The sequence below is a fragment of the Paenarthrobacter sp. NPDC018779 genome (assembly GCF_044391085.1).
In the GTDB taxonomy this organism is placed as follows: Bacteria; Actinomycetota; Actinomycetes; order Actinomycetales; family Micrococcaceae; genus Arthrobacter.
Map to the genome: position 1 here is coordinate 1 of NZ_JBIRZS010000010.1, position 26,627 is coordinate 26,627.

Genomic DNA, 26,627 nt, shown 5'->3' on the forward strand with positions numbered 1-26,627 from the left:
AGCACTAGGCATCCTCGCCATCACATACCCCGAACGCATCGAACCCTACTTGGGCTGAACCCAGACCCCTCATACACAAAAGTATTGACAAGCTCGGTGAGGGTGGTGGTGGGCAGGAGGGCCGCGGCTTGGGACAGACGGCGCCGGGCTTCGCGGATCTCGATCCGCAACCGCGCGCGAAGGAACTCCGCGGCGTTCCGGTACCCGTCATCAAGCACAGAACCCTGGGCCGGGACCCCGGCCACGTCCGTGCCGGCACCAGCACCAACACCACCAGCACCCGGACCAGTGCCAACACCCGTACCAGCACCACTGCCAGCATCAGCCCCCGTACTACCGCTGCTGTTGGTGTTGCTGGTGGTGTAAGGGCCGGCGGTGAGTGGGCTGGTCCCGGCGGGTGCGTCGTCCTCGGTCCATCCGGTCCGCCACCCCGTGGTGCCGCCCAATGCGGGTACGGTGCGGGCGTGTTTGGCTTCTTCGCGGGTTCGTTCCACCGCCTGGGCCGCGACGATTTGCAGGTACTCGATGGAGCGGGCGAGTTCCTCGACCCGGCCAGCGAAATCCGCCGCTTCCTGAAAATCGAACAAACGCGCTGTCGGCAGGGCCGTGTCCCGGAGGGTCTCAAGGGCCGCGGCCCCATCATCCAAAGCATCACTCAAAGAGGCACCCAGACCACCCAGGGAGCCCTCGAGAGGTTCAGAGAAGGCCTGTTTGGAGGGTGCCGATGTTTCCGGCCGAAGATGCTCTGGGGTACCCGGAATCTTTTCCGTGACACTCTTGGCATCAAGCAGCAGCCCGGCAACACCCGAAGTGGCCACGGAACCCGCGTCCGCCACCTCTGCCGCCTCAACCCCACCGCCAATTCCCATAAACCAACCCTGACACCATGCCAACTCCGAAAGAACGTCCCACAACGCCTATGTGGAAAACCTCAGGGACGTTGCGACTCTGCGGCTGCCGGGTCGAGGTCTGCGAGCGTTAGCTGATGCACCGGAGCAGCCGGGAAGGGAAACGTGGACGCCACCGTGAGGCCGGGTCCAACATGCACCAGTTCGCCGGATTCAAGCGGCCGCCAGCCGGGGTTGTGATCCATGGGCTCGGTAGCGAAGAGGACGTGCGGCGAGCCGGCGAGTTCCGTGCTCCGCGAGTGGATTCGTTTGCTTCGGGCGTCCAAAGGAGCAGCGGGAGCGGGCGTGACGGGATCCCGTCGAAGCATGTAAAGCCCGTGCGTCGCCGGGTAGCGCAAAGCCCAGACGTCCGTTGCCGTGGTCAGGATGAAATTGAGGCTGAAGACCGGCAGTTCGGCCGCGATCCAGCTGACTGCCCGGGTTATCCCGCCATGAACGTCTCCGCTGGTGCACCGAACCTCCGCAGTGATGAGTGCGAAGAACCGTTCACTGTCGGTTTGGCCATGCACCAAGTCTGTGACCCCCAGCGAGCGCAGCCGATCGTCGAGCGCCGCCAAGCCGGAAAATGCGCCGTTGTGGGCAAACAGCCGCCCGTCCTGCTCAAACGGGTGAGTGTTGGCCACCGTGAGCGCGCCGGTGCTGGCGTAGCGGACGTGGGCCAGGAACGTGGTGCTCCGGAGCGTCCGTGCATCCCGGGCGAATGCATGGTCCTCCCATGCTGCGAGGGGTCGTTTGGCGACTTTCGGCGTGCCGTCAGGCCCAAAGATCCCAATGCCTGCACCGTCAGGTTCCCGCCGGCTCTGGACGGAAAGGCTGTCCGGCGCGTCCAGGAGCCAAAAGGTGGCGCGCACCGGAAGTGAGCCCGCATGCAGCCCGAAGAGCCGGCACATCCGAGGCCCCTCTCTTTGTAGCGATCATGGCTGCGGGCAAGGTGGCTGGTGGAATCGCTTGTCCAGGGCTCACGCTACCCGCCCATCCTGCGCCGCCCAAGAGCCGGGGGTGTTGCGGCACCGCCATGAATGGGACGATTTTCCTATGGGCCAAGACCACAATGAGAAGCCCTCAGCCTCGGGGGACGACCGGCAATGGCAGGATAGCGACGCCGGTTCGCCCACCACCCAGCAAATGCGCACCGTCGGCCAGCGCCGGCGCGAGGCCGAGCGGAAACTGGACCAGCACCTGGAGGAGGCCAAGCAAAGAGCCGAGGCTCCGGATCCCGACGATCAGAAGACAGAGAGCTGACCGCAGCAAACGCCCGACGGCGGGACGAGGCTCCGCGGGCAGGTCGCCAGGGTGCCACTCGGCCCGGAGTGTAGCCGCCCGACGGCGGGACCCGGCTCCGCGGGCAGGTCGCCAAGGTGCCACTCGGCCCGGAGTGTAGCCGCACGCGCTCACCTCCTGCGTCCCGTATCCCCATCCCGTACCCCGCCGACGGGCGCCTGCTCAGCCCTGCGTTGTTTGCTTGCCAGGTGTGGGCTCGGTGTTCCGGGACATCTCCGCGTCGCCGCCGTGGCCCCCGATCGGCGTGTCACTCCCGGGGGCCTGCCCGTGGTGGAGTTGCAACGCACAGTGGATCAGCGGGAAATGGCTGAAGGCCTGGGGCGTATTGCCGAGCTGCCGTTGCGTCCGCGGATCCCATTCCTCGCTGAGCAGTCCAACATCGTTCCGCAAAGACAAGAGCCGTTCGAACAGTGAAGTGGCCTCGCCCCGCTTGCCGATGCCCAGGAACGCGTCCACCATCCAGAACGAGCACGCCAGGAACACCCCTTCGTCGCCGGGCAGGCCGTCGTGCCCGGACTCGGTCCGGTAGCGGAGAACCAGCCCGTCCTCCGTGAGCCGTTCCTGGATGGCTTCCACCGTGCCAACCATCCGGGAATGATGGTGCGGCAAGAAACCGACCCGGGGGATGAGGAGCAGGCTCGCGTCCAGCTCCTTGCTTCCGTAGGACTGGACGAAAGTGTTGAGGTCCTCGTTGAATCCCTTGGTCATGACCTCCGTGTGGATGGTGGACCTCAAATCCGCCCAACGGCCCCCAGGGCCCGGCAGCCCTGACTTCCGCACGGCTTTGACCATCCGGTCCGCGGCCACCCAGGCCATGACCTTGGAATGCGTGAAATGCCTCCGCGGTCCGCGCATTTCCCAGAGCCCGTTATCGGGCTGATCCCATGCACCTTCGAGGTATTCCATAAGGGCTACCTGGATGTCCCACGAACTGTCCACCGTCCCTGCGGGCGAAGCCGCCCGTGTCAGGGACAGGCCGTCCAGGACTTCACCCCACACGTCCAACTGCAACTGCGGCGCGGCGGCGTTGCCAATGCGTACCGGCGTCGAGCCTTCGTAACCACCCAACCAAGGCAGGTCCATTTCCGGAAGCCGCCTGGCGCCGTCGAGCCCGTACACAATCTGCAGGTCGGCAGGATCTCCGGCGATGGCGCGCAGCAGCCAGTCCCGCCACGCCGAGGCCTCTTCGGTGTATCCGGCGGCGAGCAACGACTGGAGTGTTAAGGTGGCATCCCGCAGCCAGCAGTAGCGGTAGTCCCAGTTCCGGGGGCCGCCGATTTGCTCCGGCAAGGAGGTTGTTGCTGCCGCGACGATCCCTCCGGTGGGGGCGTAGGTCAGGGCCTTGAGCGTGATCAGGGACCGCTCCACCGGCTCCTTGTATTTGCCGGTGATTTCGCTGCGGTCGATCCACTCACGCCAGAAAGAGGTGGTGTTGGCGAGCGCGCGAGCGGGGTCGATGCGCCGCGGCTCTGGCTCGTGGCTGGGCGCCCAACGCAGCACGAACGGGACCCGCTGGCCGGCTTTGACGGTGAATTCGCTGATGGTGCGGTTGTCGCGTCCCTCCAAGGGCGCGTGCGTGGTGATGTAGGCGGAGTCCGGCCCTGCCACGGCGCTGATTCCCTGCCCGTGTTTGCGCACCCACGGCACCACCCGGCCGTAGTCGAAGCGGAGCACCAGCTCCATTTTCATGTCCACTTCGCCGCTGATCCCCTCGACGATCCGGACCAGGTCCACGGCGTCGTCGCGCACGGGCATGAAGTCGATGACGCGGACGCTGCCACCTTCCACGTCCCATTCTGTCTCCAGTACCAGGGTGTCCTCCCGGTACTGCCTCCGGGTGCAGTTGCCGCCGTTGGCGGGGTCGGGGTTGGCCGGGGCGAGGAGCCAGCGGCCCGCTTCCGGATCGGCGAGCAACGCGGCGAAGCACGCGGGCGAATCGAACCGGGGGAGGCACATCCAGTCGATGGATCCGTTGCGGCCCACCAGGGCGGCGGTGTGGAGGTCGCCTATGAGTGCGTAGTCCTCGATTCTCGCCATTTCAGCTCCTTTGCGTTCGGACAGGCTGGACTAAGCCCGACGCTACCCGTAGTTTCTGTGCTTTGCGTACAAGGCGCTGCTTTACCTGTACACCACCCCTGTGTTCTGGAAGCATCGATTCCAGGAGGAGCCATGGCTGGAGAAAAACCCGTCCTCGTTGTTGGCGCCACTGGATACCTGGGTAGCCAGGTGGTGGATCAGTTGCTCGAACGCGGCAAGCCCGTCCGCGCGCTGGTGCGCGACACATCGGATCCGTCCAAGCTTCAAGCCAAGGGCGTGGAGATCGCCCGCGGCGACATGCTCGACGTCGGGTCGCTCATCCGGGCGATGACCGGCGTGGATGCCGTGATCTCGACGGCTGCCGGCTACACCAGGAATGACAAGAACGCCGAGGCGATCGACACTTTCGGCAACAACAACCTGGCCGTTGCCGCGAACCATGCGGGAATCCGCCGGTTCGTCCTGATCAGCATCCTCACCAGCGACCAAACCCCGCAGGTTCCGCACTTTTGGCACAAGAAACTCGCCGAGGACAAGCTGGAGGAGCTGGGTGTCCCATTCGTCGCGCTGCGACCGGGAGCCTTCTTCGACCAGATCGCGGGCATGCGTGGCGATCCCTTCCAGAAGGGCCGCATCATGTGGTTCGGCCGCAAGGACGTTCCGCTGACGTTCGTCCTGGCCAGCGACCTCGCACAGTACCTCGCCGCCGCAGTCGACGCCGATATCGCCAGCGGGGAGCGCGTCGACATCGGCTGGACCAGGCCCGTGAGCATGCTCGAGGCAGCTGGTTTGTTGTCCAGGCACACCGGAAAAACGCCGGGCATTCCCGAAACGAGGCGGACAGCGCCCGGAACGCCGGACGCCGGGGGCCGGGTTACCAAGGAAGCTGACGCAGTGGACATCAAGGTGACATCGATTCCGACGCCGGTACTCCAGTTCGCGGGCAAGGTCACGTCCCGCTTCGCGCCGCTGGTGGGGGATATGGCAAGCATGTCTGCCTGGTTCGAGACGGGCCGTTACGTCGCCCATACCTCGCGCCAGGCCGAAGTTTTTGGTACCGTGCCCACTCCGGAGGAAGCGATCGCCCGGTTCGCCGCACGGTATGGGCGCTGAACCGTTCCCGAAGATCCGGGCGGCGGGGACTGTGATCCCCACACGGACAATGACGGCCACAAACTCTGGCTTCATCCCCAGTTGATAAGTAGGCTGATCATATCCGGTCGGCCAGTGGTTCCCCCTTGGGCCGAACGCCACACAGAGGAGCACATCATGAGAATAGGTTCTTCCATAGCCCTGATAGCCATCGGAGCGATCCTCGCCTTTGCCCTGGCTCCAGGGCTGATCCCCTTCATGGACCAAGTCCTGATCGGCTACATCCTGATGGCCGTAGGAGTCCTCGGCCTGATCATCTCCATCATCATGTCCAGCAGGACCCGCCATACCGTGGTGGAGCGGCGCACCGCCCCGGACACCATCGTTGAACGGCGCCCCGAAGTCTGACGTTCGCACCGGCCGGTTAGCGGCGGTGTCATTGCGGAGGTGGCGGTAACGCTGGGTGTTGCGGTTGATGCGCGCCGTCACCTGCGGCCTGGCAGTGACTGACGAAAGCAGTAAGCACGACGGCGGCAGCCCCGCCGTCGTGCGCTTTTTGACCGCGTAGGCTGCTGTTATGGAGAAGTCTTTCGACATTGAACGTGTGAACCAGGACGAATACGCAGTGCGCTGGGCCGCCGAGGGGCAGACGGGTGAATCCGTGGTCCGGGTCACCCCGGACTTCCTCGCCGAGATTGGCTTGGACGGCTTCGACCAGCAGTCCGTGGTGGAGGAGACCGCCAACTTCATGGCCGAGCACCAACCCGTGATCGACTTCCCCCTGACAGTGGATCTTGAGGAGATCGCTGCCGCCTACGACGATTACGCCGACAAACTCCGCAGCCGCCTCCAGGCCGGCTAAGTCCCAGCCGAAAGGTGCCTAGCCGGCGACCTCTGCGGTGAGGCGCTCGCCGTTGTAGAACTCAAGATCCCAGCCATCCACCGGGTGGTGGTGTGCCAGGTTCAGCGCCGCATTCTGGACGCTGTCCAGGGTGCGGCCGATGGCGCGGTTGAGGGTGAGCCGGATCAACGTCCCGTGGCTCACCACCAGCACGCGCTGGCCTGCGAATTCGCGGGCGAGTTCTTCAAGGGCCGCCGTTCCGCGCGTTGCGGCGTCATGGTCGCTCTCGCCACCGCGGAAGCCTCCGGGGATGCGCAGGGCTTCCAGTTCGGGTCCGGCCTGCAGGCCTTCGGCGGGTCCGAAGCTGCGCTCGATCAGCCCGGGAACGCGGCGTGCCACTGTCAGGCCCAGTCCTTCCGCGATCAGGTCGGCAGTCTCGGCCGCCCGGCTCAGGGGCGAGGAAACAATCGTGTCCCACTCGTAGCCGGACAGCACGTCAACGGCGTCGCGGGCCTGCTGCCGGCCGATCTCATTGAGGGGAATGTCCGTGGCCCCCTGCAACCTGCGCTCGGCGTTCCAGTCGGTCTGGCCATGGCGGACGAGGGCAAAAGTTGTGAGGGTCATGCCTCCCATTTTGCCTTGCCCCCACGTCCGCCGCAGTTTCCTGCGCCACATGGAGCAATTTAGGCGCTGCCCCAACTCCATCCTGGCGCGGCAGGCTGATGCCCTCCAGTGATTGGAGTCCTGCACCCAGGTGAGGGGGGTTGTCCGGCAGGTTGCCCTCATCCGACAATAATAAGTATCCTGATTACCAATCTGGAGAAACCGGATAATGCTGTTCTGACGCAGGATTTGCTCGAGCTGCACGGCGCTGACCCCGGAAGGTTGGCCCGAGCGGCTACCGTGAAAGTTTGATCGACGGCGTTGCCTGGTAGTGGTGGACAGTTGGTAGGTCCAAGGCACCCAGGTGCGCCCGGAGGGCGTGACAATTGGTGGGCACTAACGACGAAGCCGTGCTTTCGGAGTCCGGTGAAGGATTACTGGACGGGCGCTACCAGTTGGGCAGGATCCTTGGCAGGGGTGCCATGTCCACCGTGTATCAGGCGCGGGACGTGAGGCTCGGGCGCGACGTGGCGGTCAAGCTCTTCCTGCCCGGATCGGGCGATGAATCGTTCCGCGTTCGCCAGCAGACGGAAATGCGGCTGCTCGCGGCCTTTGACCATCCGGGACTGGTCCGCGCTTTCGATGCCGGCGTGGATGCACGCAACAATGACGAGCGGGCCTATCTGGTCATGGAGCTCGCCGAGGGCCGGGACCTGCGCGCCACCCTGGCCGAAGGTGCCATGAAGGTCAACGATGTCTCCGCGATTGGTCTCCGCCTGGCCGGTGCCTTGGCACAGGTCCATCGGCAAGGCGTGATCCACCGCGATATCAAGCCAGCGAACATCCTGGTTTCGGAGGGCTCGGAGACGGCGCGGTCCGTGAAACTGGCCGATTTCGGCGTCGCGCTGGTCATGTCGGAAAGTCGCCTGACGGCAACCGGACTCACCCTGGGAACAGCGCAATACCTCAGCCCGGAACAGGCACAAGGTCTCCATCTGACTCCCGCCAGTGACATCTACTCGCTGGGGCTGGTCCTGCTGGAATGCCTCACCGGCAAGGCGGAGTACCCCGGCACGCCGGTGGAAAGTGCCGCTGCAAGGCTCCACCGCGCGCCGGAGGTTCCCCTGAGTGTTCCGGAGAAACTCCGCACGCTCCTAAAGGCCATGACGGACATGGACCCCGAGCGGCGTCCCGGAGCGTCGGATGTGGAGGCGGTCCTGAGCAGCCCCCGGCGTAAGTTCGCCGCTGGCCGGACGGCCCTCCTGCAGCCTGTTCCCCAGCCTGCGCCCCGTGCCATTTCACCGCGTGCCATGTCCCGGAGGGATACCCCACGGAAGACCAGGCGAAGGCTCCTCGGTGGCGTAGCCGTTGCCGCTGCCGGGATCCCTGTGGCCGTGGCACTCCTCCTCCACGGAGGTGCCGTTACCGGTACGCCCGAGCCTTCACGGACGGCCGATCCTGCCATCTCCGTCAGTGAGCGCCAGCCCGGCATTCCCGTGGATCCGGCCAGCACCACCCGGGCAGACGCGGTACCTGCAGCCAACGTCGAGCCTGTGCAGGAGCCCGTCCAGCCAGTCCACGCCAACCTGCCGGCACAGCCAGACCCGGCTCCGGCCACCACCTCGGGCGCGGTGGGCGGCGCCAACGGCAGGGACCTCGCGAGCGTCAAGAGTGACGGTAAGAGCGACAGCAAGGGCGATAAGAAGGCCCCCAAGGACAAGGGCAACGACGACCGGTAGTAAGTCCGCAGCAGCCGCCGACTGCCGGTCCGCAAACGCACGACGGCGGGAGGTCGCCGTCGTGGGTGACCCGGCGCTGACCCGCTAAAGTCCAGCCGGGAAGCTGACGGATACCGTGAGTCCGCCGCCGGGGGTTTCCGAGAGCGTGAGGTCCCCGCCGTGGGCTTTGGCGATGCTGCTGCACGTGGCCAGGCCGAGTCCTGAGCCGGCGCCGTCGCCCGGCCTCCGGAGCCGCACCAACGGTTCCAGGACCTTGGTGCGATCCTCCGGGGCGACGCCCTTGCCGTTGTCCGCCACGTAGACCGTTGCGCCGTGGTAGTTGGCAACCCCGCTGATGCTGATGCTGAGATCGCGCTCCGGGCTGCGGTAGTTCATGGCGTTCGTGAGCAGGTTCTGAAGCAAGGTCCGGAGTTGTCCGCGATCGGCATAGACGGCCAGGTCCTGGACGTCCAGGATGCCGTCGTCGTCGATTCCGAGGTCCCGGGCAACCTCACCGGCCACCTCCCGGAGCGAGGAGTACGACGGCTGGATGCCCCCGCCAACGCGGGAGTAGCTCAGCACGTCTTCCAGCATCGCGAGCATCCGGCGGCCGCTTGCGCCGATCTTGTCCAGGTATTTGGCCGTGCTGGTGCCGGTCTGGACGTCGGGATCGTCCTCCACGAGTTCCACGTACCCCAGGATGGTGGTCAGTGGAATCCGGAGGTCGTGGCTGACCCGGCCCGCGAATCCGGCGAGCTTGGCGTTGCTGTCGCGCAACTCGGCGTAGGTGCGGTCCAGTTGGGCGGTCCGGTGCTGGAGTTCGAGCAGTTCCACCACTTGGCGGGCCAGGACCTCGAGCATGCCCACTTGTTCCGGCCGAAGCTCCTGGGGTTTGTCGGAGAAGACGCAGAGCGTGCCGGGGACGAAGCCCGAGTCGGTTTGGAGCGGGACGGACGCGTAGAAGCGGACGTTGCCGATCTCGCCTGTGACAAAAGGACTGTCCGCAAAGCGGGGGTCCAGGGTGGCATCCGGAACCACCGTTTTTTCGCGCGAGAGGAAGACCTTGGCGCACATGGAATCTTCGCGGGAGCAGACGCCCGGGTCAACGCCCCACGCTCCCACCTGGTGCTGATACTCGGCGCTGATGATGTTGACTACGCCGAAGGGGGCTCCGCACAGTTCCGTGGCGAGCCGGACGAGGTTCTGCAGCGCGCTCAGTACGGCTGTGTTGGGCAGAAGGGGCGAATCCAACGACGGGTCAAGGCCATATTCACGCAGGGTCAGGTCCCGGCTGACCTCGTCCGTGAATGCGAGCTGTCCCTGACCACGCGCCATCTGAGTCTGTCCCCCCAAGCTTCATTAGGATTCCATGCTGATGATACCCGCCGGTGGGAGCGCCCTCTTGTCATGCCGTGGTGCGCAAAACCCGAGCAGGATTCAAGAAGCGGGCCCCTGGGCGGCGGACGTAGGGTGAAGCCAACACAGAAAATCCACACCCCAGGAGGACACATGCCGTACACCGTAGACTTCCACAACGTTTCCACCGTCGGGCTGGAATCATCCCCGGTAGCAGACGCCTTGGCAGGACTGAGGGCAAACGAAGCACGGTACTTCAAGAACAAGTACGATCACGTCTTTACCGTGGTGCCCGCGGCGGAGTCGCCGGAGATCGTCGACTACGTGAACCGGGTGCTCAAGGAGCGGGACCTCGTGATCCAGTCGCAGCCATTGGAAGTGACCTCGTTCGAAGTGGAGGGCACCCGCTGGACCTACGTGTTCTACGAATCCGGGCTGTCCATCAACGTGCTCTATGGCCTGGAGGAAGGTTCCAAGCGGGCGGTAGGCTTCAAGCTCTCCCAAGGCATGGAGGTACCGGAAGAACTGGCGGCCAACTTCAAGTTCGCACGGCAGAAGTCCAAGCTGGCCGGCGAAATCCGCGGCTCGTTCTTCGTGATCAAGGGTGAGTACTAGCACTCACTACCCGGCGATCACCATTCAAACGGTCATATTCGATCAGTTATGATCGCCCCATGCTTGCTGCCGAACGCGACCAACGCATCCTCACCCTCGCCCGCCGCGATGGCCGGGTGGTCACCACGGGCCTGGCCAGGGAGCTGGGCATTTCCGAGATCACGGCCAGGCGTGCCATCAACAACCTCGCCGCGGCCGGTTTGTTGGTCCGTGTCCACGGCGGGGCAACCTTGCCGGGCCGCTTGGCCACCCCGGCGGATGGTTCCATCACCGGGCTGGTGGTGCCGACGTCGGACTATTACTACGCCAAGGTGATTGCGGGGGCGGAGAGCGTCGCAGCCCAACTGGGCACGCGGCTGGTCCTGGGCGTCACCCACTATGACCGGGAAACCGAGCAGGAGCGCGTGCGGAGGCTGGTGGGCCTGGGCGTCCGCGGCGTAGTGGTGGCCACCAGTACCTACGAACCCACAGCTACGGACACCGGTGCGTGGCTGGACTCGCTGGAGGTACCGGTGGTCCTCATGGAACGGTCCATCACCTACCCGCAAACAGCCCGTGAATACGACACCGTCCGCACCGATCATGCCCACGGCGGGGTGGTGGCAGTCCGACACCTCGCCGCCTTGGGCCACCGGTCCATCGGCCTCGCCCTCCGCAGGGAAACCCCGACGGCGGCCTTCCTCACGTCGGGATACCGGGACACCGTGGAGGCGCTGGGGCTCGACGGCGACGCACCCTTCCGTGCGCTGCCGGACCTTGGCAGGGACCCGGCTGGTGCGGACGTGGTGCTCAATCTGTTCCTCGACGACTGCCTGGCCGCGGGAACACGGGCCGCCATTGTGCACGTGGACGCCCACGCGTCCCGCCTTGTGGAACTGGCCACCGCCCGCGGACTCCGGGTACCCGAAGACCTCTCCATCGTGGCGTACGACGACGAAGTGGCCGCGTTCTCCATGGTGCCGTTGACCGCCGTCGCACCTCCCAAGCAGGCGGTGGGCGCCGCGGCGATGCGCCTCCTCCAGTCGCGGGTGCAAAGCCTCGCCGACGGCAGTGAGTTGCCCGTCCAGCACTTGTCCCTGCTGCCGGGGCTGGCAGTGCGGAGTTCCACTACGACGTACCGCAGATGACCGATAATGATCGATTGCGCACCCGTTCGTTGACCCTTCCGGGGCGTCCACCAACAATGAGGGGATGCATGCGCTCAGCTACGACTACTCGCCCTGGACCTTCTGGAACAACGCCTCAGCGGAGGAACACCAAGCCCAAATCGAGCACCAGAAGGCCCTGGCCCAGCGCGAGGGCGTGACCATCGGCGAGCGCGCGTTCCTGTCCCCGCTTGCCAATGTGGACCCGGAGACGTTCGCCATCGGCCCGGATTCGTATGTTGCCGCCCACGCCTACGTCACGGGCGAAGTGTCCATGGGGGAGAACTGCACCATCAACGCCTTCACGGTGGTGCGGGGTGCCGTGACCATGGGCAATGCTGTGCGGATCGGCGCGCACACCTCCATCCTGGGCTTCAACCACTCCATGGACCCCGCCCAGCCAGTCTTCAGGCAACCGCTCAGCAGCAAGGGCATCGTGATCGGGGACGATGTGTGGGTCGGTTCCAACGTGGTGGTCCTGGACGGCGTCACCGTGGGATCGCACGCAGTCCTCGCAGCAGGGGCCGTGGTGACCAAGGACGTGCCGGAATGGTCCGTGGTGGGCGGGAACCCGGCCCGGCAGCTACGGGACCGCCGGGATGGTGCGGCAGGTTCCCCTGCGAGTGCCCGTCCGGAGGCTGGTTTGGTCCCTGCCGTTGCGGGTCCGGACGATGGTTTGGTGCCGGTCATCGCTGGTCCGGAGGCTGGCTTGGTACCCGCCGTCGCTGGTCCGGAGGCTGGCTTGGTACCCGCCGTCGCGGGTCCCGCCGCGGTCAGCGCCAACGACGGCGGCCTCCGCTCCAGGCTCGCCGCGTTCGCTGACGCGGCACGCGCCCAAGCGACGGACGTCTTGGCCCGGTGCTGGGTAGGTGAAGACGGCGGGTACTTCGTTGACCGGCCGGGTGCTCTCCGCACGGTACGCGCCCAGTGCGATGCCGTGGAGATCGCGGACTTGTTGCACGGTTCGGCGCCCCCACAACTGCCGGCTTCCGAGCAGGCCCTTCGGCTGGCCGGGCTGCAGGATCCGGTGACGGGGCTGGTTCCCGAATTCGGGGCACAACCGGACGCCTCCCTTGAGTTCGGAAAGGGTCCGGCCACCTACCACGTGTTGTCCGTCGGCTACGCCCTGGACCTTCTGGGCAGCGGTTTCCCACACCCCATCCACGCCGTGGCAAACACCTCCGCCGCTGATTTGGTAGTGGCCCTGGACGCCCTTCCGTGGCGCAAGGAAGCGTGGGAGTCCGGGGCGTGGGTGGATGCGTGGGGAACAGCGGCGTACTGGAACCTTGCCCGGCAACACCGCCTGGCTCCCGCGGCCGCCGGATTCAGCCGGCTGGACCCACTCAGCAGGGTCAACCCCCACAGCGCCGGGTCCGTGGAAGCCTTGTTCGGCTGGCTGCTGGCCCGGGTGAATCCAGCCAGTGGAACCTGGGGAACGCCGGCACATGACACCCGCCTCAAAGTGGTGAACGGCTACTACCGGCTCACCAGAGGCACGTTCGCCCAGTTTGGCCTCCCTGTTCCGCACGTGGAGAACCTCGTGGACACGGTCCTGGAACAGGGAGCCGATCCTCGGTACTTCGCCCCCGGCACCCAAAATGCCTGCAACGTGCTGGATGTGGTCCATCCGCTGTGGCTGGCCTCCAAGCAAACCACCTATCGTGCCGGTGACGGGAAAGCGTGGGCCACCCGCCAACTGGAGCAGGCGCTCGGGTGGTGGCATCCCGGCGAGGGCATGGCCTTCAGCGCTTCGCCGGACAGCGGCGTGCAGCACTTGCCAACATTGCAGGGCACCGAGATGTGGCTGGCCATCATCTGGTACCTCGCTGACATGGCCGGCCATGCCGAGGCGCTGGGCTACCGGCCACGTGGCGTGCACAGGCCAGAGCCGGCGTTTTCACTGCCGCGGCTGTGACAGCCCATCCACCTGGGACGCAACGGGCTGGGAAGCAACGGGCCCGGCCAGGAGGCCAATGCCGGGAGTTGCCCTGAGGGCGTTGCTTGCCCTGTCCGCGACAACCTGCGCCTCGGTACCGGAATCCAGGATGGTGTTGCGTGTGGACGCGGGATCCACCATGACGGTTGTGACGTCCAAGCCGTCGCTGCCTTTGGCCGCCAACAAGGCGTCCACCTGGGCTTCGAAGCAGGACTCACTCGAGGTGGCATGGACATCCTTCGCCACCACGTGGTTGGTGGAGACGAAGTTGCCGGTTCCCTCCTTCAGCCGAATGGCCACCGGGGTTGCGCCCCGCGGTTTGATGCTGTCCGACCCGACGATCAGCGAAAAGTGGTTTGCAATAAGTGAGTTGTCGCTGCCGTCCACGCTGAGCAGTCCATACACGTCGTCAAGGCCGTTGTCGGTGCCGAAGAAGGGCGCCCACGGCTCGTGGTCGCGGAGGAAATGGTTGGTGGCAACAAGGTTTTCGGAACTGTTCGATCCCAGGACCACCATCCCCGGATAGAACGAGTGCAGCCGGTTGTTGGAGATATTGGAGCGCGTGACGCCTTCCAAGTGGATGCTGCTGGCACCGCGTGGGAAGACGTTGTTGGCAGTGACCAGGAGTCCGCCGTGGTTCTCGGCATAGATCGAATGGCCCTTGAAACCTGCTCCGATCAGATTGTCGGTGATCTTCGAGGCCTGTCCCCAGCCACGCAGTTCGATGCAGCTGCCGCATTCTGCGATGAAGTTGTCGTGGATGGACAGGGCATCTGCGTTGTGGATGGTCAGGGCGTTCTCAAGGTAGATGAAACCCATTCCGTTGAAACGGAAGGAGTCATTGGCACTGGCCACGAAAACGCCGGTCTTGCCGTTGGAGTACGTGTTTTCGGCTGGCAGTTGGGAGCCATCCGCGGTGAAGTGCAGGCCATCGATGCAGAAGTTGGTGAACTCCACGGAGCTGATGCGCGGGCTGCCCTCCCGTTTGATGAGGAAGGCCGCTCCCTCGGCTTGCCCGGCGTCGGAGCCGACGGAAAGGTCAACCAGGATCCGGCTCCCGCCGGGCCAGAGCTCGTGCAAGCCGGGCCATTCTTCCTGCGGCACGTTGTACCGGATGCTGGACGACGTGAAGCCATGCCCCGAGCCCTGGATTTTCAGGAAGCTGATGTCGATCAGCACCTGGGTCCGCAGGCGGTAGTCCCCCGGCGGCAAGTAAATAACGCCACCCGGCTTGCCGCCGTCGTTCGCGTCGGTGTCCGCTTGCCGTTCCTTGATGTCGGCGATGATGCTGTTGATGACTTCGCCAATGTCCTCGGCCGGGTTGCCGACGGGCCAGGTGGTGACGTCGTAGAAGTTGTTGCTGGTCATGGCGTGTTACCTCTGTGTGGTGGTCTGGGAGTATGTGGAGCTACTGGGCAGAGGGTTGGATTTCCGGGAGTCCTGCCTGCAACTCTGCCAGCGTGGGCGGGTTGGCACCCGCCCTGCGTACGGTGATTGCCGCCGCCTTGGTTGCCATATGGCCCAAGGATTCCAGGGCTTTGGGCGTCAAACCTGCACCGCCGTGCTGGAGGAGTCCGTAGATCAGCGCGGACATGTAGGAGTCTCCCGCACCGATGGTGTCTGCCACTGCCGACCTCACTGACGGAACAACGATTGTTGCCTCTCGCGTCGACAGCACGGAGCCCTCCGATCCCCTGGTAACCACCACCAGGCCCGCACCGCATTCAAGGATCCGCTGGAGCACGTCTTCCAGCGAGAGGCCTGGATAGAGCCATAGTGCGTCTTCATCGCTGAGTTTGACGACGTCCGTGAAGGGGATGAGATCTTCAAAGCTGATTCTGGCCTCCGCCTGGCTGCCCAGCAAGGCGGGGCGGATGTTTGGGTCGAAGGTGATGACGCAGCGCTTGTGCGCGTGCAGGAGCAGCTCCTTGACCTTTGTGGCGCCCGGCTCAAGGAAAGCCGCGATCGAGCCGGTATGCAGGATTTTGGGAAGGCCGGTTGGAGCCGCCAGGGGCAGGTCCCAGGCGATGTCGAAGTCATAGAGTGCCGAACCGTCGGGCGCCAGGGTGGCGGTCGCCGTCGCGGTCTTGCCCGGTCGCTTGGAACCGGAGAGGAGGTTGACGCCGGCGCCATGGAGGTGTTGCTCGATCGCGGCGGCGTAGTGGTCCTCGCCCAGGGAGGTGAGCAGGCCGGTCGGTACCCCCAAACGCGCCAACCCGTAGGCGACGTTGGCGGGCGAGCCGCCCGGGTGTTCCACGGAGCCCTGCGGCGAGACGACGATGTCCATGAGCGCCTCGCCAACAACAACCACGTCCGGTGTCTGCTGGATGGTGTGCATTGCGGTTTCTCCTTTAGGCGTGTGCCGAGACGGTGAGCTTCAGGACCGTTGCCGTGCCGCCCTCCACCACCAGCCGGTTCCCGGTTTGTCCGGGGTGGGGGAAGACAAGGTCCGTCAGGACGGCGGTTCCATCCTGGGCGAAGACTTCCACGGAAGCGTGGTCCACCACCACGAGGAGCTTCAGCACGCCATCCACGGGAGCCACTGGAACTGATTCCACGGAGGCGAATTTCGCGTGGAATCCGGTGTCGCCTGATTGCGTGCGGTCAAGCGTGAGCCGGGCAGTGGCCGCGTCGTAGCGCAGCACCGTGCCGAGGGAGCGGTCGCTGCTCTCCAGGAGCGTGAGTCCCAGGCGTTCCGCGGTTCCGAGGAGTATCTCGGCCTCGATCACTTGGGCGCGGCCTGGTAGGGCGTCCGGCAGTTTGAGTGATGAATCCGCCAGTTCCAAGGGACCCTCGGTCCAGGGGAGCCCGCGGTCCTTGAACGCGGGCAACACGGGTTGTTGGACCAGGCGCGGGACGCCGCCGACGCCCGAGAGCCGCAGTTCCCGGGCCAAGGTCATGGAGGAACGCCACGGGGAGGTTGGCAGGTGGTTGGCGTAGTCCCAGTTGTTCATCCACCCGATGATGATCCGGCGGCCGTCCGGGGCGTTGCTGAAGGAGACGGACGCGTAGCAGTCACGTCCCCAGTCCAGCCACAGGCTTTGCTGCAGGGCCTTTGCCCGGGCGGAAGGGTCACGGAGGGACGCCAGTCCGGAAGGCGCCACCAGCGAATCGGCGTCCGCAACGAAGCTCACGCCGTCGAAATCTCCCACGAAGTACTGCCCTCCGGAACCTCCCGCCACCGCGCCGGGATTGACGTTCACAATCAACACCCATTTGACGTTGCCCGGGTGCCCATCCACGGGAAGGGGAAAGAGGTCAGGGCATTCCCACTCGCCTTCGTCGGCGTTGGCCGGCCCGAAGTCACTGAGGAAGTCCCAGGACTTGAGGTCCTCGGAGCGGTAGAGGACCACTTTTTGCTGCTGGGCCTCGACGGCGGCCATCACCCAATAGGTGCCGGCTTCGCCTTCGTAGCGGAAGACTTTGGGGTCGCGGAAGTGCGCCGAGTTACGGGTCAGGACGGGATTGCCGCTGTACTTTCGCCACGTCATTCCGCCGTCCGTGCTGTACGCGAGGGACTGTGCCTGGGTGCCGCTGTGCGCCGAGGTGTCCTTGAAGGCGCTCGTGTAGACCGCCACCAGGGCCGGTGCTGCTGTCGAGCCGAAACCCGAGGTGTTGCCGTGGTCCACTACTACGCTGCCGGAGAAGATGTCCTCCGTGGAGTCACAGGCAATGGCCACAGGGTGTTCGGTCCAGTGCAGCAGATCGGGCGAGGTGGCATGGCCCCAGGACATGTTGCCCCAGACATTTCCGTAGGGATTGTTCTGGAAAAAGAGGTGGTAGAGGCCGTTGTGAAAAACCAGGCCATTGGGGTCGTTCAGCCAGGTATCCGCTGCCGTGAAATGGATGGCGGGCCGGAACCAGGGAGTGGCCGCCGGGGCTGTTTCCGGGCGTACGGCATCAAGGCTACTGGACATGGTGTGCGTTCCTTTTAGGACGGTGAAGGGTTCGGGTGGGGCTTACCGTGGGGCCGCGATGGATTCGCGCCGGACCAGGGGGCAGCCCAGGACTGTGGGGTGGAGGGCCATCGGGGCAAGGTCTGTCTTTCCCTCGATGGCGTCAATCAGGTGCTCTGTGGCCCAGGCACCCATTTCGTAGTGCGGAAGGGCCACAGTGGTGAGGCCCGGGTACAGGTTGGCCGCGATGAGTTCCTGGTCATCGAAGCCCACCACGGAGAGGTCCCCCGGAATGTTCAGGCCCAACTCTGCGGCGGCACGGTAGGCGCCCATCGCCATCCGGTCGTTGTAACAGAACAAGCCCGTGGGCCGGTCCTCCCGGGACAGGATCCGCTTGGCGGCCTCATAGCCGCCCTGCACTTCGGAAACCTCCGACTCGACAGGTGCCGCGCCGCCGTCGAGCCCTGCCTCCGAAAGCGTGGACCTGAAAGCGTGGAGGCGCTCGCGGGTAGCGGGAACATCATCGGTGTTGTTGATGAAGCCCACATGGGTATGGCCCGCGGCAAGCAACGCTCCGACGGCAGCCCGTGCGCCGCCGTCCTCGTCCGGGATCACTGCCGTGATGTTTCCTCCGGTGGCCACAGAGTCCACCAGGACCGAGGGAACGCTGCCGAGGTTGGACGGCAGTTCCACGTTCCGGTGGTACATGGTGGCGTACAGGATGCCGTCCACGCGGCGCTCCAGGAGGGCCTGGACATCAGCTTGCCGTGACTCGAGGCTGGCCGACCCCGGAGTGTTGATGATCATGAGGTTGTACCCGCGGGCCTTCGCGGCTTCGTCCGCGCCGAGGATGATCCGCCCCGCGTGCGGTGTGGTGGCGATTTCCTCGCTGACCAACCCCAGCATGCCTGTTCGTTGCGTCCGCAGTGCCTGGGCCAGCCGGTTGGGGCCATAGCCGAGCTCCTCGGCAACGGACCGCACCTTGTCCCTGGTTTCAGGGCTGACCCGGGCGTAGGAGACCTCGTTGAGCACATGGGAGACGGTAGTAACGGACACACCGGCAGCGACGGCCACATCCTTGATACCGATGTTCTTGTTGCTCATCTGTCTTCCACGTCCTTATGGTTTGCGATGCCCGGGAGGGGCTATCAGTAGGCTACTCGGTGATGCCGGAGCTGATGTTGCCGGCTAACCCTTGACCGCGCCGAGCGTCATGCCCGCCACGATCTTGCGTTGCAGGAGAAGGGTCAGCAGGATCACCGGGATGGAATAGACCGCCGCGAGGGCTGTCATTGAACCCCAGTCCAGGCCGAACTGCGTCTGGAAGTTCGCGATCACCACGGGCGTGGTCTGCGAACGGATGGCCGTCATGAGCAGTGCGAACAGGAACTCGTTCCAGGACGCCAGGAAGGCAAAGATGGCCGTCACTGCGATGCCGCCGGACACCACCGGGATCACCACCCGCCAGAGCGCGCCGAGCCTGCTGCAGCCATCAACGGTTGCCGCTTCTTCCAGGTCCCGCGGAACGGCCTCGAAGAAGCTGGACATGAGCCAGATGGACAGCGGCAGCGAGATGGTGGTGTGGGCAATGGACAGTGCAATGGGCGTGTCCGCAAGGCCAATCGAAGCCATCATTGACGCCAGCGGAATGCCGATGGCCACCGGCGGCACCATGCGCGTCACCAGTGCGGCCATGATGAACACCCTGCCGCTGGGGGTCTTGTAGCGGGTGATGCCGTACGCCGCGGGGACAGCCAATACCAGGGAGAGCAGGGTGCTGATCACCGCAGTCTGGATGGAGTTGATGAACGACGCCACCACTCCGCCCCTGCCCAGCGCGTTGATGTAGTTCTCCAGTGTCCATTCCTTCGGGAGGATGGTGGGCGGGACCGCGATGGTATCGATCGGCGTCTTGAAGGACGTGAACAGCAAGTACAGGAACGGGAAACCATACAGCACCATCGCAGCTGCCAACAGGATCCAGAGGATGGTCCGGGTGCTCCGGCGTCCGGCTTCGAGCCCTTCGCGGTTGACTCCGCGGCGCCTGCGTGGCGGCCGGGCATCGGAAGCGTTCGACGCCGGCACTCGCGGCCCGCTGTGTTCGGCAACAACGTTGGGGTGCTTTGCCGCCGCGAGCCGGAGGGCGATGCCTGTTCCGCGCTCCGGTGAGGCGGAAGCGGTACCCGTCCTGCCGCCGTCGTACGTGGATTCTGCGGTGCTCATCAGCTGTCCTTTCCTGGCCGCCAAATGGTGGCCACCGCGAAGAAGGCGACGGCGAGCATCGCGATGAGGTAGATGGTGCCCATGGCGCTCGCGAGGCCCGGATCGCCGAAGCGGATCATGGTGCGGTAGATGAGCAGGCTCATGGTCTCGGAGGCGGACTGGGGGCCGCCGTTGGTCTGGATAAGGATGGTGTCGAAGGCCCTCGCGGCGTCGATTCCGCGGACCACCAGTGCTACGGCGATCACAGGCCGCAGCAGCGGGATGATGATCCGGAACAGCAAGTCCGGTGCGCGGGCGCCATCCAGGCGGGCTGCCTCGATGAGGTCGCCGGGGATGTTCTGAAGGCCCGCAAAGAGGACGAGGCACATGAAGGAGGTGGTGAGCCAGATGTCCGGGATGGCCACGGAGAACAACACGATGTTGGGGTCGGACAACCAGCCGATCTGGTTCGGATTCTCCAGGATTCCGGCTTGGTGGAGGAGGGTTCCGATGAGGCCGAAGTTGTCGATCATCAGGAACTTCCAGAGCAGGCCGGCCACAATCGGGGCGATCATGAGCGGGTACAGGAAGACGGTTCGCCAGATCTGGGACTTCTTGCCCAGCGTGGTGAAGAGGAGGGCCATGCCCAGACCAAGGGCGAACTCCAGGGTCACCACCACCACGGTGTAGGCGATGGTCCGCCAACCTGCGCTGGTGAAGGCCTCGGAAGTAAAGGCTGTCACGTAGTTCTGGAAGCCCACGAAGTCGCGGGGTCCGCCGGCGATGGGAGAGATCTTGAAGAAGCTGTCTGCCACCAGGCGGAACAGCGGGTAGGCGACGAAGACTGCCAGGAACAGAGCCGCTGGCGTCATCAGGAAGAGGGCGAAGCGGCGATCGGAGATACGCACGGTTTTCTTTTCTGCTGGGTATGTTCTGCTGGTTGGGGCCGCGGCCGGCACTGTCCTTTGCGGACGGTGCCGGCCGCGGAGTCTTTATTTCAGGAGGTCCTGGATCTGCTTCTTGGCGTCGGCCAGGAGGGCCGAGGTGTCGCCGCCGGCCACCGCCTTCTGGAGCAGCGGGATCAGGACGGTGTCAACAATCTGCTGCCACTTGGCCGTTGCCGGACGGGTAGCCGTGGCGGGAGCGTTGAGGGTTTCGATGAGCGGCTTGAAGCTCTCGTAGCCCGGCTGGTCCTGGTACTTCTCGAATGCACTGATGCGGGAGGCAAGGCCGAGCTTGGAGTCGATGCCCATGCTGTTGTAGTCGTAGGCGCACTTGACGAACTTCTTGGCTGCCTCGGTGTTCTTGGTCGCCTTGGGAACGGACAGGTACCAAGGTCCAGGGACACCCGCGACGCCGGCGCTGCCGCCAATCATTGCTGCGGCTCCCACCTTTCCTGCCACCGGGGAATCGGCGGGGATCTGGCGGTAGGCGTGGGCCCAGAAACGGGTCATGGCGGTCTTGCCCTGGTTGAACAGGTTCTGTGCTGCCGCCCAGTCCACCTGTGCTGCGCCACTCGGGGCGTCCTTGGCCAGGCTTACGTAGAAGTCGAGCGCCTGCTTGTGGGCGGCGTTGTCGATCACCACGTTGTTGTCCTTGTCCAGGACCATGGGGGAGCCGGCCTGGAGCACATGGGCCAGCCACTCGGTTTCCACGGCACCCTTGACGTCCGTGCCGAACATTCCGTCCTTGGTGAAGAATTCGGAGACGTCCTGGTACTGCTTCCAGGTCTTGGGGGCAGCCAGTTCATAGCCGTACTTGGCCTGGAAATCAGCCTTGTTCTTGGCGTCCTCGAACAGGTCCTTGCGGTACAGGATGATCTCGGCGTTGGTCCAGGCGGGCATGCCGATGAAGTGGCCGTCCACATTGGCTTCCTTCACCAGGGCGGGGAAGATGTCCTTCTTTGCCTCGTCGGTGAACAGTTCGTCGATGGGCTGGACGGCATCCTTGAAGCTGGGGAGCCACACTGAGTCGAGAGCTGCTACGTCGAAGGAGACGTTGCCGGAGGAGAATTCGCTGGACAGGCGGTTGAACATGCCGTCGTAGGGGAGTTCCACGAAATTGACGTCGACTCCGGCTTCCTTCTTGCACTGTTCGGCTACGCCCGTGAGCTCGGCATGGCCGCCGGCTTCCACCAGGACGTTGACGGTGCTTGAGCCGCCCGATCCGCCGGACGATGGTGCGGGTCCGCCGGCGCCACAACCGGTGGCTACGAGTGCGACGGCGGTGCACAGCCCGCCGAGGGAGACGAGCTTGGAGATGGTCTTTCGAGTGGACATCGCTGTCGACTCACTTTCTCTTGAACGGAAATTGCAGAGAGATGGTGGGGATTGCTTTTGGCTTTGAAAAATCGTTTTGCCAAAACGACTTGGCAACGACATTAGGGCCGGGTGGGCGGATGTGTCAACGGTCTCCGTGGAAATTTTTCGACCCCTTGACGCCGGAGATTTTGCGGCCATAAAGTGATCCCCGCCGCAAGGCAAATCGTTTTGGCATATTTTGGCTGATTTGGCAAGTGTTTGGCATGGCTCTTCCTGTTCAAGCCCGCACCTGTTTGCGCTGGTCGCACCCGTACCCCGGGGTGCGTGGGGCGGGACCGGGTGCGGTGGCCTCGCCGAAGGGGTGCGCCGGGCGGGAACGGGTGCGCCGAGGGTTGTTTCCTGCGGTCGCACCCGTTTGCGCCGATCGCCCCCGTGCCCCGGGGTGCGTGGGGCGGGACCGGGTGCGTTGGTCTCGCCGAAGGGGTGCGCCCGGCGGGAAAGCGTGCGCTGCACCACGTAGCCGGACCTGCACTGCCAAGCGCAAACCTGATCAACACCGAGTTCGAAGGAGAACCATGGATCCATCCTCATCCCTCAGCCGCAGGAGCATCCTCCGGTTGATCCCCGCAGCGGCCGTTGCGGGCACCGCCGTCGTACTTTCCGCCAGGGAGGCACTGGCGAAGGACAGTCCACCGGCGCGAAACCAGGAGCACTCCGCCGAGGCCATGCAGGCACCCCGGGGGCATCGCAGCATCATCGGAGTGCTCTAGAAGCAAGCAGTCAGCACCGCCCTCAACGCAAGTACCAGGCCACTCAAGCACTACCCCCAACGATGTGAGGAGAACACGCAGTGACCACTGTTTACGACGTCACCACATGGTCCGTCCCCGGCAATCCGTCCGCCACGCCCTACAACGACATTGGGCTGATCATCAACAGCATCATCGCCGATGTGAAATCCCAGCAAACCAACCAGGCATCCAAACCCGGAGCGGTCATATATATCCCGCCGGGCGATTACTCGTTGAAGACCCGCGTCAACGTTGACATTAGCTTCCTCACGATCAGGGGCTCCGGGCACGGCTTCACGTCCAGCAGCATCCGCTACAACGCGGGCAACACCTCAAGCTGGCACGAGATCAATCCAGGCGGCAGCCGCATCCGCGTGGAGAACACCGACGGCAACACCGACGCCTTCAGGGTGTACCGCACGGGGGATCCACGGCTCAGCTCGATCGTTTTCCAGAACTTTTGCCTGGACGGGGTGTCCTTCAACTCCAACCAGAACTCCTACGTGAACGGTAAGACGGGCATCCGCTTCGATTCGGCCAACGACTCCTGCCGTGTGGAAGGCATGGGCATGGTTTACCTGGAGCACGGCCTGGTGGTCCGGGACACGGACGCGCTCAGCGTGAGCGGGAACTTCCTGGCAGAGTGTGGAAGCTGCGTCGAACTCACGGGATCCGGGCAGGCCTCCAAGGTGACGGACAACTTGATCGGCGCAGGGTACGTGGGCTTCTCCATCTTCGCCGAGGGACACATGGGCCTGCTGGTCAGCGCCAACAACGTGTTCCCCCGGGGCAAGAGCAGCGTCCATTTCAAGAACTGCACGCGGTCGTCCATCACGGCCAACCGGTTCCACGCGTTCTATCCGGGCATGGTGAACTTCGAAGGCAGCTGCACGGAGAACCTTGTGGGAGCCAACCATTTCCTCCGGCAGATGGAACCCTTCGATCCCCTCAAGCCGTACAACAACGGACTCGATGACCTCTTCGGACTGGTCCACATTGCCGGCAGCGGAAATACAGTGACCGGAAACCATTTCAGCTACGACGTCCCATCCGGCTCCGTGAGTCCGTCCGGCCAGAAACCCACCATCATCCTGGTGGCCTCGGGCGCCAACAATTACATCGCCGCGAACAACACGGTCTCCTCCGTGGCGGCGAACACGGTAGTGCTGGATGGCTCCACCACTGGAACCAAGGTGCTGGACAGCGGCGGGACAGGCGAATTCGTGCATTACTCCAGTTCCTATTCGTTCCGGGCCACACCCTGACCCGACGCGAAGGAAGCAGGACTGTCAATGAGGACAAGACGCACCAAGCCAAGCGTGCACGCCATGGTGGCGGCCGCCGTCGTCGTTTCACTTGCCGCGGTCCTGGCCGCGGCCACCGTACCCACACCCGCGCACGCCAGCGATCCTGATCCGGCCACCCAGCAGTACCGGCCCTACCTGCATTACACGCCCGTGAAGAACTGGATGAACGATCCCAACGGGCTGGTCTACTACAACGGCACCTACCACATGTACTACCAGTACAACCCCTCCGGAACCACGTGGGGGAACATGAGCTGGGGCCACGCGAGTTCCACGGATCTCCTGCATTGGACCGAGCAGCCACTGGCCATTGCCCAGACGTTCAACGGCAGCGGCCAGGCCACGGAGGACATCTTTTCCGGATCGATAGTGGCGGACACGCAAAACACCAGCGGTTTCGGGACACTGCAGAATCCACCTTTGGTGGCGGTGTACACCAGCAACTTCACTGGCAGCCACCCCACGCTCGCCGGCAAGCAAGCGCAGTCCCTGGCGTACAGCACGGACAGCGGCCAAACGTGGACCAAATACGGGGGCAATCCTGTCCTCAACAGGAACACCAGCGACTTCCGCGATCCGAAGGTGTTCTGGTACCAAGAAGGTTCGTACTGGGTGATGGCGGCCGTGGAGGCCAATGAACACCGGGTCCTGTTCTACAAGAGCACCGACCTCAAGAACTGGACCTATCTGAACGACTTCAAGCCGGCCAACGCCACGGGTGGTCAGTGGGAGTGCCCCGATCTCTTCCCGTTGGCGGTGGACGGGAATCCGAACAACACCAAGTGGGTCCTGGTGGTCAACATCAACCCCGGTGCAGTGGCCGGTGGCAGCGGGGGCCAGTACTTCGTGGGCAGTTTCGATGGCACCACCTTCACTTCGGAAACCACCGATCCGGCTGATGTTCCGCCGCCAGGCAACCTCCTGGCAGGATTCAACGGCGGCAACTTTAACGGATGGACTGTCTCCAACGACCCGGCCAACCCATCAGGTCCGTGGGGAAACGCTCCAGCCACGGGAACGCTGCCTGGACAACAGGCAGTGTCAGGGTCCATTGGTGCCGGCCTCGTCAACGGTTTCAACGGAGGAGACAACCCCACCGGCACCATGGAGTCCGCACCTTTCACGGTCACCAAGGACTACATCAATTTCCTGGCCGGCGGCGGAAACCACCCGAGGCAAGCCGGAGAACAACCAGGAAACACGCCACCGCCGGGGTACTTGCTGTTCGATGGCTTCGACTACCCCGGAACCCTGAGCTCAGCCGGTTGGCAGTTGACCGGAGACTTCGAGGCGGCCAGGAACCCCTCCACGGTGGGCGGTGAGTACGCCATCGGTAAACGCATCAACACCTTCGAGGGTGGCCCCAATGCGGACAACAACACGGGAACCATCACCTCCCCGGAGTTCTACCTCACCAACACCAACATCGGGTTCCTGCTGGGCGGCGGCAACCGCACCGACGGCTCGCTCCGAGTGGAACTGTTGGTAGGCGGCGTTCCGGTCCGGACCACCACGGGCAGCAACTCGGGTGACCTGAACTGGAAGAACTGGGATGTCTCGCAGTACTACGGCCAGATCGCCCGGATCCGGATCGTGGACAACGCCACCGGTGCGTGGGGCCATCTGACCCTGGACAACATGGTGCTCGGCTCGGAACCTGCCAAGCCACGGAGCAGTGAAACCACGGTGAACCTTATGGTCAACGGCCAAGCGGTCCGTACCACCACGGGGTCTGACTCTGAACACTTGGACTGGAAAACGTGGGATGTCAGCCAGTTCAAGGGCAGCCAGGCCACCATCCGGATCGTGGACAACAACCGCGGCGGCTGGGGGCATATCCTGGCCGACGAGTTCGTCGCCTCGGACATCACCCGGCTTGAGCAGCACGATTGGCTGGACTGGGGCAAGGACTACTACGCCGCAGTGTCCTTCAGCAATGCGCCGAACGGGAAGCGGATCATGCTGGGCTGGATGAACAACTGGGACTACGGGCAGTCAACGCCAAGCAGCACATGGCGGGGCACCATGGCCCTTCCCCGTGAAGTGACCCTCACCCAGACCAGTCAAGGTCCACGGCTGAGCCAGAAAGCGGTACAGCAGGTGGACACCTTGAAGAACACGGCAGCGGCCTACACCGCGTCCGCGCAGGACATGGCCCCGGGAACCAGCAACCTCCCCATCACAGGGGATGTGGTCCAGCTCGATGCCGAGTTCTCTCCCGGAACAGCCTCGGCCTTTGGCTTGAAGGTGCTTGGCAACGGGACCGAAGCAACCAGGATCGGATATACAACCGCCTCCGGCCGCCTCTCCATCGACCGGACCAACTCCGGGAACGAAGGCTTCCACCCTGCCTTCGCCTCGGTTGACGATGTGCCCGCCCAGCTCATCAACGGAAAGCTCAAGCTTCGGCTGTACGTGGACCGGGCCTCCGTGGAAGTTTTCGCCCAGGACGGCTTGGCAACCCTGACGGACCAGGTCTTCCCGGCAGCGGGCGCCAATGGACTGGCCCTCTTTTCGGAAGGAGGCACCGCGCGGCTGGAAAGCCTGACAGTCACGCCGCTCAACAAAGCGATGTGGTGACGTTCGGTTAACGCACGACGGCGGCTGGTTCCGTAGGGCGCGAAAGCCCGCCAGCCGT

The 26,627-nt window shown here is 64.5% G+C and carries 23 protein-coding genes; 11 read left to right on the plus strand and 12 right to left on the minus strand.

From position 1 onward, the window contains the following. Positions 1-20: 20 nt before the first annotated feature. Both ACH488_RS12065 and ACH488_RS12070 read right to left on the minus strand, forming a co-directional pair. Entirely contained in the window at positions 21-869 is an 849-nt protein-coding gene (locus ACH488_RS12065) for a hypothetical protein (RefSeq protein WP_397324446.1), read from the minus strand. 62 nt (positions 870-931) lie between these two features. Further along, the gene (locus ACH488_RS12070; protein ID WP_397324448.1) at positions 932-1,798 is read right to left on the minus strand and encodes a class II glutamine amidotransferase; all 867 of its coding nucleotides are present in this window, start codon (positions 1,796-1,798) and stop codon (positions 932-934) included. 145 nt (positions 1,799-1,943) lie between these two features. On the opposite strand from ACH488_RS12070, the gene ACH488_RS12075 reads away from it, so the two are divergent. After that, positions 1,944-2,150, plus strand: a complete 207-nt coding sequence (locus ACH488_RS12075) for a hypothetical protein (protein WP_397324449.1) — start codon at positions 1,944-1,946, stop codon at positions 2,148-2,150. Between the two features lie 201 nt (positions 2,151-2,351). Here the strand turns inward: ACH488_RS12075 and ACH488_RS12080 are convergent, their stop codons facing one another. After that, positions 2,352-4,226 (minus strand): glycoside hydrolase family 15 protein, encoded by a 1,875-nt coding sequence (locus ACH488_RS12080; protein WP_397324451.1) that lies wholly within the window; start codon positions 4,224-4,226, stop codon positions 2,352-2,354. A 132-nt stretch (positions 4,227-4,358) separates the two neighbouring features. On the opposite strand from ACH488_RS12080, the gene ACH488_RS12085 reads away from it, so the two are divergent. The 3 genes from ACH488_RS12085 (at position 4,359) to ACH488_RS12095 (ending at position 6,180) form a co-directional block, all read left to right on the plus strand. Continuing rightward, positions 4,359-5,339 (plus strand): SDR family oxidoreductase, encoded by a 981-nt coding sequence (locus tag ACH488_RS12085; protein ID WP_397324453.1) that lies wholly within the window; start codon positions 4,359-4,361, stop codon positions 5,337-5,339. 156 nt (positions 5,340-5,495) lie between these two features. Next, positions 5,496-5,726 (plus strand): DUF6458 family protein, encoded by a 231-nt coding sequence (locus ACH488_RS12090; RefSeq protein ID WP_397324454.1) that lies wholly within the window; start codon positions 5,496-5,498, stop codon positions 5,724-5,726. Between the two features lie 169 nt (positions 5,727-5,895). Further along, entirely contained in the window at positions 5,896-6,180 is a 285-nt protein-coding gene (locus tag ACH488_RS12095; RefSeq protein ID WP_397324455.1) for a hypothetical protein, read from the plus strand. A gap of 18 nt (positions 6,181-6,198) precedes the next feature. Here ACH488_RS12095 and ACH488_RS12100 read toward each other — a convergent pair whose 3' ends face one another. Then, positions 6,199-6,792: a histidine phosphatase family protein gene (locus ACH488_RS12100; protein ID WP_397324456.1), complete on the minus strand. Its 594-nt coding sequence runs from the start codon at positions 6,790-6,792 to the stop codon at positions 6,199-6,201. Between the two features lie 359 nt (positions 6,793-7,151). Between ACH488_RS12100 and ACH488_RS12105 the strand changes: the two genes are divergently transcribed. Next, on the plus strand, positions 7,152-8,501 hold the full coding sequence (locus ACH488_RS12105; RefSeq protein WP_397324457.1) for a protein kinase: 1,350 nt from the start codon (positions 7,152-7,154) through the stop codon (positions 8,499-8,501). Between the two features lie 84 nt (positions 8,502-8,585). On the opposite strand, the gene ACH488_RS12110 is transcribed toward ACH488_RS12105, so the two are convergent. After that, the gene (locus ACH488_RS12110) at positions 8,586-9,815 is read right to left on the minus strand and encodes an ATP-binding protein (protein ID WP_397324458.1); all 1,230 of its coding nucleotides are present in this window, start codon (positions 9,813-9,815) and stop codon (positions 8,586-8,588) included. A gap of 174 nt (positions 9,816-9,989) precedes the next feature. On the opposite strand from ACH488_RS12110, the gene ACH488_RS12115 reads away from it, so the two are divergent. The 3 genes from ACH488_RS12115 (at position 9,990) to ACH488_RS12125 (ending at position 13,511) form a co-directional block, all read left to right on the plus strand. Further along, positions 9,990-10,451: a phage tail protein gene (locus ACH488_RS12115; RefSeq protein WP_397324460.1), complete on the plus strand. Its 462-nt coding sequence runs from the start codon at positions 9,990-9,992 to the stop codon at positions 10,449-10,451. Between the two features lie 59 nt (positions 10,452-10,510). After that, complete coding sequence (locus ACH488_RS12120; RefSeq protein WP_397324461.1) at positions 10,511-11,578, plus strand: LacI family DNA-binding transcriptional regulator; 1,068 nt, start codon at positions 10,511-10,513, stop codon at positions 11,576-11,578. 64 nt (positions 11,579-11,642) lie between these two features. Continuing rightward, the gene (locus ACH488_RS12125; protein ID WP_397324462.1) at positions 11,643-13,511 is read left to right on the plus strand and encodes an acyltransferase; all 1,869 of its coding nucleotides are present in this window, start codon (positions 11,643-11,645) and stop codon (positions 13,509-13,511) included. On the opposite strand, the gene ACH488_RS12130 is transcribed toward ACH488_RS12125, so the two are convergent. The 7 genes from ACH488_RS12130 to ACH488_RS12160 form a co-directional block, all read right to left on the minus strand. After that, complete coding sequence (locus ACH488_RS12130; protein WP_397324463.1) at positions 13,494-14,900, minus strand: NosD domain-containing protein; 1,407 nt, start codon at positions 14,898-14,900, stop codon at positions 13,494-13,496. The genes ACH488_RS12125 and ACH488_RS12130 overlap by 18 nt on opposite strands. Positions 14,901-14,940: 40 nt before the next feature. Continuing rightward, complete coding sequence (locus ACH488_RS12135; RefSeq protein WP_397324464.1) at positions 14,941-15,870, minus strand: carbohydrate kinase; 930 nt, start codon at positions 15,868-15,870, stop codon at positions 14,941-14,943. Positions 15,871-15,883: 13 nt separating this feature from the next. Then, entirely contained in the window at positions 15,884-17,449 is a 1,566-nt protein-coding gene (locus ACH488_RS12140) for a glycoside hydrolase family 32 protein (protein ID WP_397324465.1), read from the minus strand. A gap of 42 nt (positions 17,450-17,491) precedes the next feature. Continuing rightward, a complete protein-coding gene (locus ACH488_RS12145) occupies positions 17,492-18,532 on the minus strand; it encodes a LacI family DNA-binding transcriptional regulator (RefSeq protein ID WP_397324467.1) in 1,041 nt (346 codons plus the stop codon). Positions 18,533-18,616: 84 nt separating this feature from the next. Further along, positions 18,617-19,651, minus strand: a complete 1,035-nt coding sequence (locus ACH488_RS12150) for a carbohydrate ABC transporter permease (RefSeq protein ID WP_397324469.1) — start codon at positions 19,649-19,651, stop codon at positions 18,617-18,619. Further along, on the minus strand, positions 19,651-20,538 hold the full coding sequence (locus ACH488_RS12155; protein ID WP_397324472.1) for a carbohydrate ABC transporter permease: 888 nt from the start codon (positions 20,536-20,538) through the stop codon (positions 19,651-19,653). Before ACH488_RS12155 ends, ACH488_RS12150 begins: the two co-directional genes overlap by 1 nt. Before the next feature lie 84 nt (positions 20,539-20,622). Then, positions 20,623-21,909 (minus strand): ABC transporter substrate-binding protein, encoded by a 1,287-nt coding sequence (locus ACH488_RS12160; protein WP_397324474.1) that lies wholly within the window; start codon positions 21,907-21,909, stop codon positions 20,623-20,625. 557 nt (positions 21,910-22,466) lie between these two features. On the opposite strand from ACH488_RS12160, the gene ACH488_RS12165 reads away from it, so the two are divergent. The 3 genes from ACH488_RS12165 (at position 22,467) to ACH488_RS12175 (ending at position 26,569) form a co-directional block, all read left to right on the plus strand. After that, positions 22,467-22,661: a hypothetical protein gene (locus tag ACH488_RS12165; RefSeq protein WP_397324476.1), complete on the plus strand. Its 195-nt coding sequence runs from the start codon at positions 22,467-22,469 to the stop codon at positions 22,659-22,661. 80 nt (positions 22,662-22,741) lie between these two features. Further along, positions 22,742-23,947, plus strand: coding sequence for a NosD domain-containing protein (locus tag ACH488_RS12170; protein WP_397324477.1), 1,206 nt, complete (start codon positions 22,742-22,744; stop codon positions 23,945-23,947). Between the two features lie 27 nt (positions 23,948-23,974). Beyond that, positions 23,975-26,569, plus strand: a complete 2,595-nt coding sequence (locus ACH488_RS12175) for a GH32 C-terminal domain-containing protein (RefSeq protein ID WP_397324478.1) — start codon at positions 23,975-23,977, stop codon at positions 26,567-26,569. The last annotated feature ends 58 nt before the right edge of the window (positions 26,570-26,627 follow it).

Excerpts from the sequence above, each read along its gene's own strand:
- ACH488_RS12130 (WP_397324463.1), bottom strand. The coding sequence starts at position 14,900 with ATGACCAGCAACAACTTCTACGACGTCACCACCTGGCCCGTCGGCAAC.
- ACH488_RS12145 (WP_397324467.1), bottom strand. The coding sequence starts at position 18,532 with ATGAGCAACAAGAACATCGGTATCAAGGATGTGGCCGTCGCTGCCGGT.
- ACH488_RS12110 (WP_397324458.1), bottom strand. The coding sequence starts at position 9,815 with ATGGCGCGTGGTCAGGGACAGCTCGCATTCACGGACGAGGTCAGCCGG.
- ACH488_RS12150 (WP_397324469.1), bottom strand. The coding sequence starts at position 19,651 with ATGAGCACCGCAGAATCCACGTACGACGGCGGCAGGACGGGTACCGCT.
- ACH488_RS12115 (WP_397324460.1), top strand. The coding sequence starts at position 9,990 with ATGCCGTACACCGTAGACTTCCACAACGTTTCCACCGTCGGGCTGGAA.
- ACH488_RS12125 (WP_397324462.1), top strand. The coding sequence starts at position 11,643 with ATGCATGCGCTCAGCTACGACTACTCGCCCTGGACCTTCTGGAACAAC.
- ACH488_RS12165 (WP_397324476.1), top strand. The coding sequence starts at position 22,467 with ATGGATCCATCCTCATCCCTCAGCCGCAGGAGCATCCTCCGGTTGATC.
- ACH488_RS12175 (WP_397324478.1), top strand. The coding sequence starts at position 23,975 with ATGAGGACAAGACGCACCAAGCCAAGCGTGCACGCCATGGTGGCGGCC.
- ACH488_RS12070 (WP_397324448.1), bottom strand. The coding sequence starts at position 1,798 with ATGTGCCGGCTCTTCGGGCTGCATGCGGGCTCACTTCCGGTGCGCGCC.
- ACH488_RS12120 (WP_397324461.1), top strand. The coding sequence starts at position 10,511 with ATGCTTGCTGCCGAACGCGACCAACGCATCCTCACCCTCGCCCGCCGC.
- ACH488_RS12140 (WP_397324465.1), bottom strand. The coding sequence starts at position 17,449 with ATGTCCAGTAGCCTTGATGCCGTACGCCCGGAAACAGCCCCGGCGGCC.
- ACH488_RS12100 (WP_397324456.1), bottom strand. The coding sequence starts at position 6,792 with ATGGGAGGCATGACCCTCACAACTTTTGCCCTCGTCCGCCATGGCCAG.
- ACH488_RS12090 (WP_397324454.1), top strand. The coding sequence starts at position 5,496 with ATGAGAATAGGTTCTTCCATAGCCCTGATAGCCATCGGAGCGATCCTC.
- ACH488_RS12065 (WP_397324446.1), bottom strand. The coding sequence starts at position 869 with ATGGGAATTGGCGGTGGGGTTGAGGCGGCAGAGGTGGCGGACGCGGGT.
- ACH488_RS12075 (WP_397324449.1), top strand. The coding sequence starts at position 1,944 with ATGGGCCAAGACCACAATGAGAAGCCCTCAGCCTCGGGGGACGACCGG.
- ACH488_RS12080 (WP_397324451.1), bottom strand. The coding sequence starts at position 4,226 with ATGGCGAGAATCGAGGACTACGCACTCATAGGCGACCTCCACACCGCC.
- ACH488_RS12160 (WP_397324474.1), bottom strand. The coding sequence starts at position 21,909 with ATGTCCACTCGAAAGACCATCTCCAAGCTCGTCTCCCTCGGCGGGCTG.
- ACH488_RS12135 (WP_397324464.1), bottom strand. The coding sequence starts at position 15,870 with ATGCACACCATCCAGCAGACACCGGACGTGGTTGTTGTTGGCGAGGCG.
- ACH488_RS12085 (WP_397324453.1), top strand. The coding sequence starts at position 4,359 with ATGGCTGGAGAAAAACCCGTCCTCGTTGTTGGCGCCACTGGATACCTG.
- ACH488_RS12095 (WP_397324455.1), top strand. The coding sequence starts at position 5,896 with ATGGAGAAGTCTTTCGACATTGAACGTGTGAACCAGGACGAATACGCA.